Origin of the sequence: Vreelandella rituensis, assembly GCF_003336665.1 — a bacterium.
In the GTDB taxonomy this organism is placed as follows: Bacteria; Pseudomonadota; Gammaproteobacteria; order Pseudomonadales; family Halomonadaceae; genus Vreelandella; species Vreelandella rituensis.
Map to the genome: position 1 here is coordinate 1 of NZ_QPIJ01000071.1, position 15,103 is coordinate 15,103.

The 15,103-nt window shown below is 58.2% G+C and carries 11 protein-coding genes and 3 pseudogenes; 12 read left to right on the forward strand and 2 right to left on the reverse strand.

The genetic code is table 11. The features are described from left to right. Positions 1-115 precede the first annotated feature (115 nt). The 5 genes and pseudogenes from DU506_RS18905 to DU506_RS18925 all read left to right on the forward strand — a co-directional run. Positions 116-781 (forward strand): annotated as a pseudogene (locus DU506_RS18905) (GTP 3',8-cyclase MoaA); the annotation flags it as partial. 432 nt (positions 782-1,213) lie between these two features. Continuing rightward, on the forward strand, positions 1,214-1,804 hold the full coding sequence (locus DU506_RS18910; RefSeq protein WP_114488424.1) for a transposase: 591 nt from the start codon (positions 1,214-1,216) through the stop codon (positions 1,802-1,804). Positions 1,805-2,234: 430 nt separating this feature from the next. Further along, positions 2,235-2,501 (forward strand): annotated as a pseudogene (locus DU506_RS22030) (SDR family NAD(P)-dependent oxidoreductase); the annotation flags it as partial. A gap of 308 nt (positions 2,502-2,809) precedes the next feature. Further along, positions 2,810-4,780 carry a hypothetical protein gene (locus DU506_RS18920; protein WP_114488425.1) on the forward strand — a complete coding sequence of 657 codons (1,971 nt, stop codon included), beginning with the start codon at positions 2,810-2,812 and terminating at the stop codon, positions 4,778-4,780. A 206-nt stretch (positions 4,781-4,986) separates the two neighbouring features. Continuing rightward, positions 4,987-5,502, forward strand: a complete 516-nt coding sequence (locus tag DU506_RS18925) for a hypothetical protein (protein ID WP_114488426.1) — start codon at positions 4,987-4,989, stop codon at positions 5,500-5,502. 422 nt (positions 5,503-5,924) lie between these two features. On the opposite strand, the gene DU506_RS18930 is transcribed toward DU506_RS18925, so the two are convergent. Continuing rightward, positions 5,925-6,308 carry a DUF488 domain-containing protein gene (locus tag DU506_RS18930; protein WP_114488427.1) on the reverse strand — a complete coding sequence of 128 codons (384 nt, stop codon included), beginning with the start codon at positions 6,306-6,308 and terminating at the stop codon, positions 5,925-5,927. 207 nt (positions 6,309-6,515) lie between these two features. On the opposite strand from DU506_RS18930, the gene DU506_RS18935 reads away from it, so the two are divergent. The 7 genes and pseudogenes from DU506_RS18935 to DU506_RS18965 form a co-directional block, all read left to right on the forward strand. Continuing rightward, on the forward strand, positions 6,516-7,133 hold the full coding sequence (locus DU506_RS18935; RefSeq protein WP_114488428.1) for a TetR/AcrR family transcriptional regulator: 618 nt from the start codon (positions 6,516-6,518) through the stop codon (positions 7,131-7,133). Next, positions 7,130-8,512: an efflux RND transporter periplasmic adaptor subunit gene (locus DU506_RS18940; protein WP_114488429.1), complete on the forward strand. Its 1,383-nt coding sequence runs from the start codon at positions 7,130-7,132 to the stop codon at positions 8,510-8,512. Before DU506_RS18935 ends, DU506_RS18940 begins: the two co-directional genes overlap by 4 nt. Next, a complete protein-coding gene (locus DU506_RS18945; protein WP_114488430.1) occupies positions 8,509-11,610 on the forward strand; it encodes an efflux RND transporter permease subunit in 3,102 nt (1,033 codons plus the stop codon). Before DU506_RS18940 ends, DU506_RS18945 begins: the two co-directional genes overlap by 4 nt. 134 nt (positions 11,611-11,744) lie before the next feature. Continuing rightward, positions 11,745-12,098 (forward strand): hexameric tyrosine-coordinated heme protein, encoded by a 354-nt coding sequence (locus DU506_RS18950; RefSeq protein WP_220254469.1) that lies wholly within the window; start codon positions 11,745-11,747, stop codon positions 12,096-12,098. A 73-nt stretch (positions 12,099-12,171) separates the two neighbouring features. Further along, entirely contained in the window at positions 12,172-12,876 is a 705-nt protein-coding gene (locus DU506_RS18955; protein WP_114488433.1) for a succinate dehydrogenase iron-sulfur subunit, read from the forward strand. Positions 12,877-12,909: 33 nt separating this feature from the next. Beyond that, complete coding sequence (locus DU506_RS18960) at positions 12,910-13,368, forward strand: hypothetical protein (RefSeq protein ID WP_114488431.1); 459 nt, start codon at positions 12,910-12,912, stop codon at positions 13,366-13,368. Between the two features lie 130 nt (positions 13,369-13,498). Further along, a pseudogene (locus DU506_RS18965) lies at positions 13,499-14,674 on the forward strand (ISNCY family transposase); the annotation flags it as partial. 23 nt (positions 14,675-14,697) lie between these two features. Here DU506_RS18965 and DU506_RS18970 read toward each other — a convergent pair. Further along, positions 14,698-15,103, reverse strand: a 406-nt coding sequence (locus DU506_RS18970) for a transposase (protein WP_147273782.1), incomplete at its 5' end; no start/stop codon positions are given.

Below are 15,103 nucleotides of genomic sequence, written 5' to 3' on the forward strand. Positions count from 1 at the left end.
CCTGCCTTCGTCCTGCCTGAGCGACGCGAGCGGTCTTATCCTCGATCGGTCAGGCGCCGACCACAGAAATACCCCACCAAGAAAAATGCCAGTCAGCGTTAACTGACTGGCATTACTGCACCAGGGTGGCCTTGCCCGGCTCAACATCAGCCTCGATTCCCTGGTGCCCGAGCGCTTCCGGGCGCTCACGCGCACCGGCGACCTCAAGCGGGTCATTGACGGCATCCGTGCCGCCCGCGAGGCGGGCTTTACCCGCATCAAGCTCAACGCCGTGATTCTCAAGGGGCGCAATGACGACGAAATTCTCGACCTGGTCGACTTCGCCCGCAACGAAAACGTGGACATCAGCTTTATCGAGGAAATGCCGCTGGGGCAGGTGAGCGAGCACGATCGTGCCGAGACATTCTGTTCCAGTGACGAGGTGCGCAGCATCATCGAAGCTCAGCACGCGCTGTTACCCACCACCGAAACCACCCTGGGGCCGTCACGCTACTACCGGATGGCCGACAGTGAATCACGCATCGGTTTTATCTCACCGCACAGCCACAATTTCTGCGAGGCCTGCAACCGGGTACGGGTGACCGCCGAGGGGCGTTTGCTGCTGTGCCTAGGGAACGAGCATTCGGTCGATTTGCGCAGCGTGATACGCCGCCATCCCGGTGACCTGGAACGCCTCAAGGCCGCGATTGTCGATGCCATGCGCTTCAAGCCCGAACGCCATCATTTCACCACCGACGGCGATGTGCAGGTGGTGCGCTTCATGAACATGACTGGCGGCTAACAGGGCGTTTGACTGAAATGACATGAAGGTGCTCTGAAGAGTCTCGCTAGCCGTTAAAAGTGGCTATATGGTTGCACGCGGCAACAGCCAACTGATTTCTTGTGTTTTCACACAGCCTCGACCGAAAGCAGATTTGACATCCTCCCCCACCTTCAGCGCTAGCGCGCTTGTGGAAGGGGATTCCCAGGTCGTCACCTTCCTGATTCCTGCTTCGTTGCCCGTCGCCTCAATACCTTGGTATTGCCGGTCTTACACAAACTCCACAGGCGTATATTCCCGAGTGCCCCTCGGTATTGCTTCAACTCTCAGCACCGGCTAACAGCGCGGTGCCGGCTTGTAGAATGTTACGGGCTGCATTCACATCGCGGTCGCTATATCAAGCAGCGTACTCAACTGATCAACCAGGTACATGGCTTATTGCTGGAGTACGGCATGATCAGCGGTCGCGGACAAAAATCACTGACGCAGTGTGTCTGGCGAGCGCTGGAAGATGCGGAAAATGAACTGACCATGGTGATGTGCGACTTGCTTGCTGACCAGATGGAAGAACTTGATCGACTCAACGAACGGCTTCAGAGCCTTGACCAGCAAGTAGAGCAAGTAAGTCACGCGTTTGCGACTTGCCGTCACCTGATGGTAATTGAAGGTGTCGGGGTGGTATCAGCGACGCAACTTTACAGTGCGTTGGGTGACGGTCGAGCTTTCCAAAACGGACGCCAGGCATCGGCTTATATCGGCCTGACACCAAAACAATATAGCAGCGGCAGCTCTGCCAATATGCGAGGCATTGGGCGTACCGGGCAGGTATCACTCAAATGCGCCCTCATACGAGATGCACACGCCGCCATTCGTGTCGTTGGCGATAAACAAGATGCCAGAAGCCAGTGGTTACGTGCATTAGTCAGTCGTGTTGGCAAAACAGGGCGGCCGTTGCCTTGGCCAACAAAAACGTACGCATTGCGTGGGCGATGCTTTGCCGGAAAACGTCTTACCGTAACGATTTTCATGCGGTCCATGAGGTGACGGCGGTGTAAACGGCCACCACCGCAAGGTTAGCAAGGCGATTGGACCGCTACCTGCCGAGCACCGAAAGATGAAAAACAGGTCAGACCGACCTTCTCAAAACCTGTTGCAGGTGTGGGCTGAAAGAAGCCGCCTCCCCGTTGAGGAGAGAAGGTGCGCGACGTTCATTAGGGTCAGGGGTTAGCTACCCCAACAAGACCGACTATACGCACGCATCGGCTTACGTTTTTCAGACATCGGGGCTTGCAGCCGGGGAGGAGTCCCTTTCATTGGGGAGTGCCAGTCTTTGGAATTCTTGAGTCTGTGCGATATCGAACATACTCAGGCAATTTATTTGGGCATGGTTGGTTTAATCAAAGTCAAGGGGCGCGAAGATGAGCATTGACGGAAAAGTTGCACTGATAACAGGTGCGGGACAGGGAATCGGGATGAAGTTTATGCCGCCATCGACCACGTCGAAAAAGAACTCGGCGGCTTTGACATCATGGTGAACAACGCGGGTGTCGCCAGTATTCAGTCCATCGCCGAGATCACACTTGAACAAGTCGAAAAGACTTTCAAGGTCAATATCCATGGCGTTTTGTGGGGCATTCAGGCCGCTGCAGTGAAGTTCAAGGAGCGTGGACACAAAGGCAAAATCATCAGCGCGTCATCCATCGCGGGTCATGAAGGGTTTCCTTTGTTGGGCGTGTATTAGGCGACCAAATTTGCCGTACGCGCTCTAACGCAGGCAACGGCTAAGGAGTCTGCGAGCGACGGCATCACCGTCAACACTTACTGACTGGCGCATGGCCGATATTACCGGTGCAAAGATCGGTGAAAGCTACGAGAAGTTCGTCGGCGGCATTGCTCTGGGCCGCGCGCAAACTTTCAAATAATCGGCTTCAGAACGACACTTGACGTTCGCGCGATCGCAGCTGCCAAGTGCGCCTGAGCCGCAACTTTAGCTGGTATTTCTGCTAACTGTTGGTGCTGGATGCATTTTGAGTAGGTAAGGAGGGTATTGTGACGATTAGCAGTTCTGATGCAGACACCAACGCTGCTGTTGCAAACTTCGATGAGGCGCTGGAACGGCTCGGGCTTGCTCTCCTGAGCGATTCCGTTGCGTACAATACAGAGGTTCTGGAAGCGGCACTTCATGTTATGAAAACTCCCGGCGGACTGGACGCGTTGTACGCTCGAGTACCGGCGATGGAAGCCAAGGGTGTATTCACCAATAGTGACTGGGACCAACCCGCGATTCTGCGGCCTGCGCTGGCTGTGCGAACGTTACGCCAGGGAGCTCCGCCCTACACCGCCATCGAAGCCCTGAGTGAGCTACGCCTGCTTTCCGTGGCCATGGGTGAGTATCTCCATCCCGAAATTTCAGCAGAGCAGGCCAGACACTTTCTGACCCAGGTGACCGCACTGAATCTCGATTTGCTGTCAGGCCAGATGAGCGAGGCGGATAGACAGCGGCCACAAGGGCTGGGTGAAATCGTCAATTCGCTTTACCAGTTTCTGCTCAATCGGCTGGGCTATGAAAGTATTCTCGACAGCCTGGTGGATGAGGTATTACGTTTGCTGGCCCAGCGCCCGATACAAATGGACAGTATCAAGCAGATGGTCAGCCAGATTGCCAAATGCTTGTTTGACCCGGCAATCGAAACCACGGGCATGCACAAAGCAGCGCGTCTTGTCAGCGCTTTATTTGGTCCGACGGTAGGCTGCCGCGATGATCCAGGCTTTGTGGTCTACGGTGAACGTTTGGCCGCCATGGACGATGTCGCATTGTTTGATGAGGCGAAAGGTTTTGCCAGTGGGATGCAGGAGACGGGCATGGTTTCCCCCTATCATCCCATGTTGTTAAAACAGCTTCGGGGGCACCGGGATGACCTGATACCCATGGCGTTGGGCCTGAGCATCACCGGCAACGATGTGCTTCAAAGCTACCGCCAGATTGTGCTCCAACTGATCGATGAAGTGGCTCATCCGGAAACCAGTCAGGCTGTTTATGGCCTTGCGATGTTTCTTGAGCGCGGAACTCTCTTCATCCCTGCAGTTGCTGCAGGCCTGTGGCGGCAACTTGAACTGAAATTGTGCAAGACGGCATCCGGTAGACTCAGCGCAGTTTTCGGTGACGCGCACCCTCCACGGGTGTATTTGCTGGCCGGTGTACTGAACCTTCTGGGTCAGCCGTTGGGTATTGGTCAGGGTAATAACCCGACGTGTCAGTCGGTTATTGGTCTTTCCATGTGGGCCTTCAACGACGCTTATTACCTGTTGCAGCTGGTAGCTTGGGCAGCCCGTGATGACGACGTCGTCATGCGCTTCGAGGGCCAGTATATTAACTCCCAGCACCTGGAAGCAGGCCTTGCGAAGGAGCCCCCAACCGATGTAGATCCAGTTTCATTGATTTTGATACCTCACCTTGACCGCATTTATGGCGAGATGGGGCGCTTGTGCGGCGTGCGCGACGACGACCTGCACCGCTGGATCAATCCTGAAATGTATGGTGGATGGGTAGGGCATGGCTTTCTCAGTGTTATTAGTCGGGACACAGGGAAAATCCGTGATTATGAGGATTTTATCCGGCACTTCTATGCCTGCTATCACCCTTATTACAACGGCAATATCCCCGTTATCCATCCACAGCCTGCCGGTATCGCGGTCACCGATAGTGGCGGGCGCCTGGTTGGACGCCATGCTATAACCATTATCCGGGTCAATATTGATCGTGATGGCGAGATGCGGACCTACTTCTTCAATCCCAACAATGACAGCGGCCAGGATTGGGGCCAAGGTATTAACTGTTCAACAGAGAGTCATGGTGAGCGCCCGGGCGAAGCATCGCTGCCGTTCGCAGAGTTCGCTTCACGTTTGTGTGTATTTCATTACGACCCGAGGGAACTGGGGGACATATCGGTGATTCCTGAAACAGACGTTATCCGCGCCACAGAGCTTGGCCGCACCAGTTGGGCAGCGAGTTATGAGTAATTCTACCTTTCGATCTTTTTGTTTAACATTTTGCGCTCGAACCTAACGCCAGAGTTGAGGTGCGTCAGTTGGGCAACGAACAGACCAGAATTTTCTCCCCGACTGGGCTTGTGTCAACCAATGTCAACGACGGTTCTTGAAAGTACCTCGGATATAACTCACCAAATAGAAGAGAGCTTTCACTTACAAGTGCCCAGGAGGTCCAGATGATTAACCATCCATCCATCACTCGAACAGTCGCCCTTGTTTCCTCATTCATGTTGGCCACGCTGGTGTCCAGCGTGGCCGCTGAGCCCGTCGGGTCTGACCTGACGCCAAAGCTGCGGGGCTTGCTGATAAAGGAAATGATTCAAGTCGAGCTGGCAATGCACGAGGTCTTTAGTGCCATTGTTCAGGGTCGACACGCCATGGTTGCCGAAAAGGGGCAGTCGATTCACGATAGCTTCATCATGGCACAGTCGCTTACCGATGAAGATCGTCAGGATTTGAAGGCGTCTGTTCCACCGGAATTCCTGCAAATAGATACCTATCTGCACGAGCTCTCGGCGTCACTGGCCGAGGCTGGCCACGCGGAAGACACCCCCCGTCAAGTTGAGCTCTTTGGTCGCATGACCGAAACCTGTGTAGCCTGTCACAGCGCCTACGTGACAGACCGTTTCGAGGGACTAGAAGCCTCAGATGTCCCGGAAGAATGGGGACTGGCCCCCGAGGAATTGGACTAAATATCAGAAGATTAAGCTGCTTCCAGGAAAAATCGATTTTGCAGATCAAGATATTTTTTGAACTGATTGAGTGAACCCGATCGTGGCATGGGTAGTAGGCGCTGATCACCGGTCAAGCATGAAACGGTCTGCCGTTGCAGAGCGGGCAGAAGTCGGTTTGCTCACCGTGGCTCAGACGTAATTTGCGATCTGTCGGGTGCAACCGCAGCGGCCACTGCCACAGAAACGCCCGCCTCAAACAAGGATTTGATCGGGATGGCGCCCAGGCCACTGCGAGCTCGGGTCGAGCAAGGCACAACTATCCGAGAGCCACTGGCTGTCTGCAATGGCTATTAGGCTACTGTTACTTGCCAGCTGGAGAAGGCCCCAGCAACCGGAACAAGCTTGCCAGATGGCTGGGGCTGATGAAGTGGGGCTCAGGCCTACTGGTTGCTTGCCTGGTACGCTTCGAGAAACATTTTCAGCGCTACGGCATTGTTGTGCTCATCGTCCTTGGCGGCATAGACAAGCGTCAGGGGCCTGTCACCACAGACTTCCAAAAGTTCGTCGACTGCCTGCTGCTTCTCCTTAAGTTCGCGGAAGTACTTTTGGTAAAAGCCTGCCCAGCGTTGGGGATCATGGCCAAACCACCGACGCAGTTTGTTGGACGGCGCTAGGTCTTTTCGCCATGCGTCCAGGGCAAGCGTTTCCTTGCGCACACCCCGTGGCCATATCCGATCGACGAGTACCCGGTAGCCGTCACTCTTCTCGGCTTTTTCATAAGCACGCTTGTAGCGAATCGTTTCGGGCGTTTTGCTGTCACTCATGGATAAAGACTCCTTCATTCTTTAGCATCGCCGCCAGCAGGCGTTACTAACAGCGATGTCTTCAGGATAGCGCGTCAGGCGGCATGCAAATAGACCACCCGGCGCCGATGCCCTTTGATCGAGATTATCCTGAGGAAGGTTTAACTGGCGGAAATAATGCTGCCATGATTAGATAGTGACTGATTACTATCTTTCTGGAACCCCCTCATGACTGCCAAACGTAACCTCTCGGCCGAGGCACGCCGCGAACGCACCGTGGAGACGGTCATCGCTCTGTGCGGGGAGGAAGAACCCGCCACATTGACTACTGGGCGCATCGCGCAACACATGGGCGTAACTCAGGGCGCACTGTTTCGCCATTTCCCCAGTAAGGATGCTATCTGGGAGGCGGTAGTGGCCTGGATCGCCGAGCGGGTAATGGCGCGGGTCGGCGCCGCCGCCGAGGGAGCCGATGACCCTCTGGATGCCCTTGAGGCGATGTTTCTGGCCCATGTGGCCTTCATCGCCGAGCATCCTGGGGTGCCTCGGCTACTGATGGGCCAGTTGCAGCATCCAAACCCTACCGCAGCCAGCCGCATGGTGCGTGGACTGATGACGCGCTATCAACGGCGCCTGCTGGGCCTGCTCGAAAACGCCCAGCATCAGAGTCGTCTGCGTCCCGGACTCGATCTGAACGTTGCAGCGACCCAGTTCATCGGCTGCATACAGGGGTTGGTACTGCAGTCGCTGATAGCCGGCGACGTGGCAGGCATTATCGATCGAGCGCCGGCAGCTCTTGATCTTTATCTGCATGGCATCCGTGCGGATACAGGAGGTAATGCATGAGGCCCTGGAACAGGCGACTTGGGCGGATGCTGGCAGTGCTTGTCGGGATAGCGGCGGGAGTGGCGCTGCTGGTCTTCTTTGTGGCGAACCGTCAGGCCCCCGAGCGTCAGGAAGCGACGGACTCCAACACCCCGGTCAGGGTCATCGAAGCCCGGCCTCTGACATTTCGTCTAGAGGCACGTGGCCATGGGGTGGCACGTCCTGCCGAAACCTGGCAGGCGGTGGCCAATGTGGCGGGCCACGTGGTGGAGCGTCACCCGGAGCTTGAAAGCGGTACCCTGCTACCCGAGGGCACCCTGCTGGTGGCGCTGGATCCCAGCCGCTATGCGTTGGTCATCGCCGAGGCCGAGGCTGAAATGGCGAGCCTAGCCGGCGAGCTGACCCAGCTTGAAGCCGAGCAGGAAAATACCGGCCGCCTGCTGGCATTGGAGAGGGAGGCGCTTGCCCTTGCCGAGCAGGAGCAGTCGCGGATTGAACGGCTGGCACAGAGCGGTTCGGTCTCTACATCACAGCGTGACGAGCAACGGCGCAGCACCCTGGGGCAGCGCCAGGCAGTGACCTCGCTGGAGAACACCCTGGCGCTTATACCTGCGCGGCGCGAGGTGCTCCAAGCCCAGCGTGAGCGTGCCGCGGTGCGCCTGGTCCAGGCCCAGCGTGATCTTGAGGATACCCGTTTCGTGGCACCCTACGACCTGCGCCTGGCCGAAGTGGAGGTAGAACTCCACCAGTTTGTCACCAGGGGGCAGCGGCTGTTTCAGGCGGAGAGCCTGTCCGCCGCCGAGGTGGAGGCGCATATTCCCATTGCCATGATGCGCCGCTTGCTGGGCGCGATCTTGCCCGAGGACCCCTTCAGTCAGGGACTGGACTTGGATGAGCGCCTGGACTTCTCCGCCGTGGACGCCGAGCTGTCGCTGGCGGGAGCGCCAGATGTAGGCTGGTCGGGGGAACTTGTGCGCGTAGCCAGCGGGCTGGATCCGACCACTCGCACAGTACGCGCCGTGGTGCGGGTCGATCATCCCTATCGCGATGCCCGACCGCCTGACCGCCCACCCTTGCAGCGCGATATGTACGTCCGCGTACGGCTTTCCGCACCGAGCCCCGAATCGCAACTGGCGATACCGGCCAGTGCGGTGCATCAAGGCGAGGTGTGGCTGGTGGATGCCGACCAGCGCCTCGAGCGGCGCACAGTGAGCGTAACCTTCACCCAGGGCGGCCTGGCATTAATCGGAACAGGGCTTGATCCCGGTGAGCACGTGGTGGTCGATGACCTGCCTGCGGCCATCGCCGGAATGGCGCTGGCGCCACGTCGTGACGAGGCCCTGGAGGCACGCATTGCCGATCAGGCGCGGGGTAAAGAGAAAAGGGGAGAGCAGCCATGATTCGCTGGTTCGCCGCCCATCCTACCGCCGCTAATTTGCTACTGATGCTGCTGCTGGCTGCGGGGCTCTTCTCCGCCCCTTCACTCAAACGCGAGACCTTTCCCGACTACCGCCCCGTGGAGGTGAGCGTCGAGGTAGTCTATCGCGGGGCCAGTGCCGCCGATGTGGAGGACGCCGTGTGCCGGCGCCTGCATGAGGCGGTGAAGGGGGTGGAGTACCTCGACGAGTTCATTTGCGTGGCCCAGGACAACCTGGCCAGAGCGACCGCCACCATGCAGGCCGGCGGCGATCCCCTGCGCTTTCTCAGCGAGATTGACACCGAGGTCGGTGCCATCACCGAGCTTCCGGCCCGGGCCGATCCTCCGGTGGTGCGCGAGTTGCATCGTAGCGACCTGGTGGCGGCAGTCGCGGTGTCGGCCGACATGCCCGTGGGCCAGCTCGAGGAGTACGCTCTGCGCCTCGAGGAGCGCATCATGATGCTGCCCGGCGTGGCGGATGTCACCCTCCATGGCATGTCCCAGCGCCAGTGGCAGGTGGAAGTGCCCGGCGAGGTGCTCGGCCAACACGGCCTCTCGGCCCGCGAGCTGGCACGGCGTATCTCGGCCCAGAGCCTGGACCTGCCGCTGGGCACCCTGGAGACGCCCGAACGCGATATCCTGCTGCGCTTCACCGACCAGCGCCGCTCGCTGCGCGAATTGAAGAGCCTGGTGGTGATGTCCGATCCGGCTGGCGGCGAGCTGACCCTGGGCGATATCGCCACCCTGACCGAGACTGGCGAGCGTGAGGAAGAGAAAATTCGCTTCAACGGCGAACCGGCGCTGGTGTTGGAGGTGAGCAAGAGCCTGCGCGACGATGCCCTGACGGTGAAGGAACACCTCGAAGGGCTGATCCAGACGGAGCATCACCGCTTCGACAGCAATATTTCGCTGACCCTGACGCAGGACATGACCAGCATCGTCCGCGACCGCCTGCAGATGCTGGTGGCCAACGGTCTCATGGGCCTGGCGCTGGTGGTACTGGTGATGAGCCTGTTTTTTCGCCCGCGTCTGGCGCTGTGGGCGGTTCTGGGACTTCCGGTGGCGTTCATGGGTGCCTTCTTCGTCATGGCAGTGTCGGGACTGTCCCTGAACATGATTACCCTGGTGGCCCTGCTGATGGCCATCGGCATCGTCATGGATGACGCAGTGGTCATCGTCGACAACATCGTTGCCCATGCTGACGGGAACGCCACACCTCTGGAGGCGGTAGTGGCTGGGACTCGTCAGGTGCTGCCCGGGGTGATGTCGTCGTTTCTGACCACTGTGGTGGTGTTCGCACCGCTGTCGTTCCTCGCCGGTGAAATGGGAGCGGTGCTGGAGGTACTGCCGGTGGTGCTGATCGCCGCCCTGGCGGCAAGTCTCATTGAGGCGTTCTGGATCCTGCCTCATCATCTCAAGGGCAGCGTGAAGCACCTTCCGCAGGGCCACGATTCGCGACTGCGCGTTGCCTTCGACCGCAGCTTCGAGCGTTTCCGTGAGGGCGTAGGACGGCTGGCCGACCGGGCGATCCGCTTTCGCCATGCGGTACTGGGGGCGGTGCTGGCGGTGATACTGGGATCGGCCGGTTTCATGGTCGGCGGCCACGTCGGTAGCGAGGCGATGCCCGACATTGATGGCGACGTGCTGGAGGCGCGTATTCTGATGCCCCAAGGCACCCCCCTTGCACGAACCGAAATGGTAGCGGCACAGGTCGAGACGGCGATACGCGAACTTGATGCGCGTTACTCTCCCGAGCAACCGGCGGGTGCAGCCCTGGTCGAGGCGATTCAGGTCCGCTTCAATCACAACCTCAGTGCCCGCGAGACAGGTCCCCATGTGGCTACGGTCAGCATCGACCTGCTCACCGCCGAGCAGCGCACCCTGACCCTGGATGCCCTGACCGGGGCCTGGCGCAAGGGGATCGGTGAGATCGAGGGTCTGCAACGCCTGATCATACAGGAGCCGGGTTTCGGCCCCGCTGGTGTGCCGGTGGCGGTGCGCCTGATCGGCGAGAACCTCGACGACATGAAGGCGGCGGCACGGGAGCTGTCCGAGCAGCTCGAGGGTTACTCGGCGGTCTACAACGTCATGGATGACCAGCGCCTGGGCAAGCCTCAGCGCGCCTACTCCCTGGCCTCGGGCGCCCACGGTCTAGGGCTTACCGCTGAAGAGGTGGCCAGCCAGCTGCGTGCTGCTCTGCTTGGCCAGATTGCCGATACCCAGCGTATCGGCGAACAGGAGATCGAGGTACTGGTGCGTCAGGCCGAGACCGACCGCGACGGTCTTGATGACCTCGCGGACCAGACCCTCATGCTCCCCGACGGCAGCCGGGTGCCACTCTCCGTGGTGACTGAGGTGGTCGAGCGCCGCGAATGGGCGCGCATCACCCGAATCGATGGGCGGCGCACGGTCACAGTGGAGGCCAACGTGGACGCTCGTCAGGCCAGTGCCCAGGCCATCGTCAACGATCTGGTGGGCAGCGGCTGGCTAACCGACTTCCAGAAGCGTTATCCCCAGGTGGAGGTTATCTTCGAGGGACAGGTGGCCAGTTCCGCCGAGACCGGACGCTCGATTGGCCGCGCCCTGTTGATCGGCCTGGTGGGTATCTTCGTGATTCTATCCTTTCAGTTTCGCAGCTATGTGGAGCCGGTGATCGTCATGCTGGCGATCCCGCTGACCTTCATCGGCGCCATCTGGGGGCATGTGATCATGGGTTACTACCTGTCCATGCCCTCGCTCATCGGCGCCGCCGGACTCGCCGGTATCGCGGTCAACGACGCCATCCTGCTGGTCCAGTTCATCAAGAAGAACCGCACAGCGGGAATGGCGGCCGCGGACGCCGCCGGCCAAGCCACTCGCGACCGCTTCCGCGCCATCCTGATCACCTCATCCACCACCATCGTCGGCCTGCTGCCCTTGCTACTGGAGACCAGTACCCAGGCGGACGCCATCAAGCCCCTGGTGGTGTCGGTGGTGTTCGGGCTGCTGACCATCACCGTGTTGGTGCTACTGGTGATCCCTGCGCTCTACGTGTTATTCGATGACTGGGGCTGGACACGCGAGGTGTCCGCGGAGGCTTAGTGGCGGGGCGTGAAAGCTCGATCCTGATTTATTGACGACGAAACGGTATGGGCTACTCTAGAATAGGTGTTATTGATGCATCTTAAGGACAGGTAACATCTGACCTATGACACAGTACAATGCAGGAGGCTTCCATGCCGACTTCTGACCGAGTATTTTTCCCGCTTGGCAAGACTGCAGGTGCCGTGATGTTGGCCGTTACACTGGTGCTGGGCAGTGCCGCCATGGCGGACAATCACGATGCCAAAGCGAAAGATTCGCGCGATGCCTGGCTACCGAGTTTGATCACCGAGACGCCCCAGGAAGGTTTTGCTCTGGCCATTACTCTGTCCCAGAAAGGGGTGGCTGTCACTCAGCCAGATGCCGAGATGCGCAAGGAAAAGCGTCCTGAATATGCACAAGATCCCGACAGCTTGATCGCGGTCTCCCATGTGATCGCCACGCATTTTCAGACCGTTGCCGCAGCCAACGGCTACTGGCGAGAGTGATGTGGAACGATTCTCACCAGGGGCCTGCACCTGATCTATTGAACGGTGTGACCCTAATAGGAGAGCAGTCATGATCAAGGTGCGACTTTATCGCTACAATCCGGAAGAAGACGCTGTGCCACGCGTCGAAACGCGAGAGGTGGAGGAGCGTTTCCGCAAAGCGATGGTGCTCGATGTTCTTGAACATCTGAAGCAGCAGGATGCCACTCTGGTCTATCGACGCTCCTGCCGAGAAGGGGTATGCGGCTCCGATGGCATGAACATCAACGGCAAGAACGGCTTGGCCTGCATCACGCCGGTGGAGGAGGTGCTTGGCAAGTCGGATACCCTGACCCTGCGTCCGCTACCGGGGATGCCGGTAATTCGTGATCTGGCCGTCGACTTGGGACTCTTTTTCCGGCAGTTCGAGAAGATTCGTCCCTGGCTGATCAACGACGAGCCGCCTTCGGCAACCGAACGCCGTCAAAGTCCCGAGGAGCGCGAGAAACTCGACGGCCTCTATGAGTGTATCCTGTGTGCCTGCTGCAGCTCGGCTTGTCCCTCCTGGTGGTGGAATCCCGAAAAGTACATCGGGCCCGCAGGCCTCATCCAAGCCTACCGGTTCCTGATCGACAGTCGCGATACTGCCACTGAAGAACGGCTGGCTGAACTCGATGATCCCTTCAGTGTGTTCCGCTGTCGTCAGATCGCCAACTGCACCTGGGTTTGTCCCAAAGGACTCAACCCGATGCGCGCCATCGGATATATCAAAGCCATGTTGCTGAGACACGGTAGCTAACGTACCCATGATTTGGCCAGAAAGGAGGTTCGCATGGCATTCCGTCAAGTTCAGGATCTTTTGCATTGGATCGTTGAGTTTCATGACCAGTTAGCGGAGCAGTACGGGGAACTTGCCGGCAGTCAGACGGATGAACGTATGAGAATGACATTAACGTTCCTAGCTGACCGAGAGGCACGCATGAGTCGGTCGATGGCAAATTATATCGAGGATGCCGAACCAAACTTACTGAAGACTTGGCTAATCGATAGTCAAGAGTTCATTCATCCTGGGGCATTGTCACGCATTCCAAAATGTCTTGGCTGCGCCAGTGTAGAGGACATTCGCACTAACGCGCTGACGGCACACCAAACACTGATCGATATGTATCGCTTGCGTGCCGAACTGTCGGCGATTCCGGAAGAGTCGAAGCTGTTCGAAAGATTGGCGCAAAACCAGGAGACCGAAGCCAAACTGCAGTCTCGCGATATTGCTCGTTTGGAAATCTATTAACTAGTGCCCATCCAGAAACTAACAACTACATGATTTTCTGGTAAAAATTCTGAGAATAGACAAAAACCCTCTTGGCTCTGGTATGTTTTAAGTGCGACCCAAAAACAGCCAACAACCAAGAGGATCCCGCATGCGAGAGACCCGCAATGCTCAGGCCAGTATATTCGAACATTACTCGAATCACGAGTACGGCATAAAGCTCCAGAAGCTGTCGGAAGTCCTGGATAGGCAGCCCGAGATTCTGAATCTGGTGGCCGCCGATTTAATCGATGTGTCCGTATCAGCTGTGGGGCGAATCGGTCTCAGCGCAGAGAGTGTCCTGCGTTGCCTGGTGTTAAGGCAGCAACTGGGATGCAACTATGAACAGCTGGCGTTTCATCTGTCGGATTCGGTGACCTACCGAACCTTCACCCGATTGCCGGCTCAGCTGTCGCCCAGCCGGTCTTGCCTGCAGTCCACGATCCGCCGCATCACGCCGGAAACGCTGGAGCAGGCGCATCAGGTATTGACCCGACACCTGATGCGCGAGGGTGTCCTTTCCATGGATAAACTGCGTATCGACAGTACCGTGGTGGCCAGCTACATCGCCCCACCCAGTGACAGCCAGTTGCTGAATGACGGCGTTCGTGTGATCAGTCGTCTGCTGGCAAAAAGCAACGCCGACACCGGCCTGAAAATCCGCTTTACGGACAAGCGTAAGGCGTCAAAATCATTGGCGTTTCGGATATTCAACGCGAAAAAGGCGGCCAAGGATGAGCTCTATCCCGACCTGCTGAAGATCGCACGGCTAGTATTGAAGCAGGCGGATCGCGGGCAACGGCAGGTGCTCGAAGGCGGGGATGGCTCAGCGGCTCAACAGAAATGGCTGGATGCGTTGGCGCATTACAGGGAGCTGATGTCGCGCGTGATCCAGCAGACCGAACGTCGTGTCATCCAGGGCGAACGGGTGCCCTCCTCGGACAAGCTCGTCAGCCTGTTTGAGCCGCATACCGATATCATCGTCAAGGGATTCCGCGACGTGCAGTACGGTCATAAAATCAATCTGAGCAGTGAAGTGAGCGGCTTTATCACCGCGTTGACCATCGAAGAGGGGAATCCGGGCGATAAAACGCTGTTTCTGCCGATACTGGATTTTCATCGATCCGTTCTGGGCAAGCTGCCTCGCGCTGTGGTCGCGGATGGCGGCTACGCCAGCCAGGCAAATGTCGCAGCTGGGCGCGCCATGGGCCTTAATCGCGTTGTGTTTCACAAGCCCGTGGGCGTATCGCTCACCGCCATGGGCGTCAAGTCGAAGACCTTTAACGCTGACGGATCCCCACGAAGTTGATGCTATTCATCATGTAACGCTTGAGAAGTCGCTTCTTCACGCAGGGCTTCCTGAAGCGATGCCCAAGACGGCCAGGGCACAGCACCAGGAGGCTGCCGGCGAAGCCATTCCAGCCCAAAACGCCATACCGACAGGACATTTCGGTGGGTGATACTGTTGCTCTGGTAGCGTTTTTGTTCCCCATTGGCCCTGACGCTCAGGCCAGCCACCATCATGGCCACATTGGCCAACATGGCGATCAGCAGCAGGATCTCGATACGCTTACCTTGACGAGACTGATGCATCCTGAAGCCCAGCCCGAACAGCGGGCTTTTGACGTCGCGAAAGCCTTCTTCAATCTGCATCCGCTGCCGGTAGATGGCCACCACTTTCTTTGCCAGGGTTGAGCGACTTGGCAGGTTGGTGACC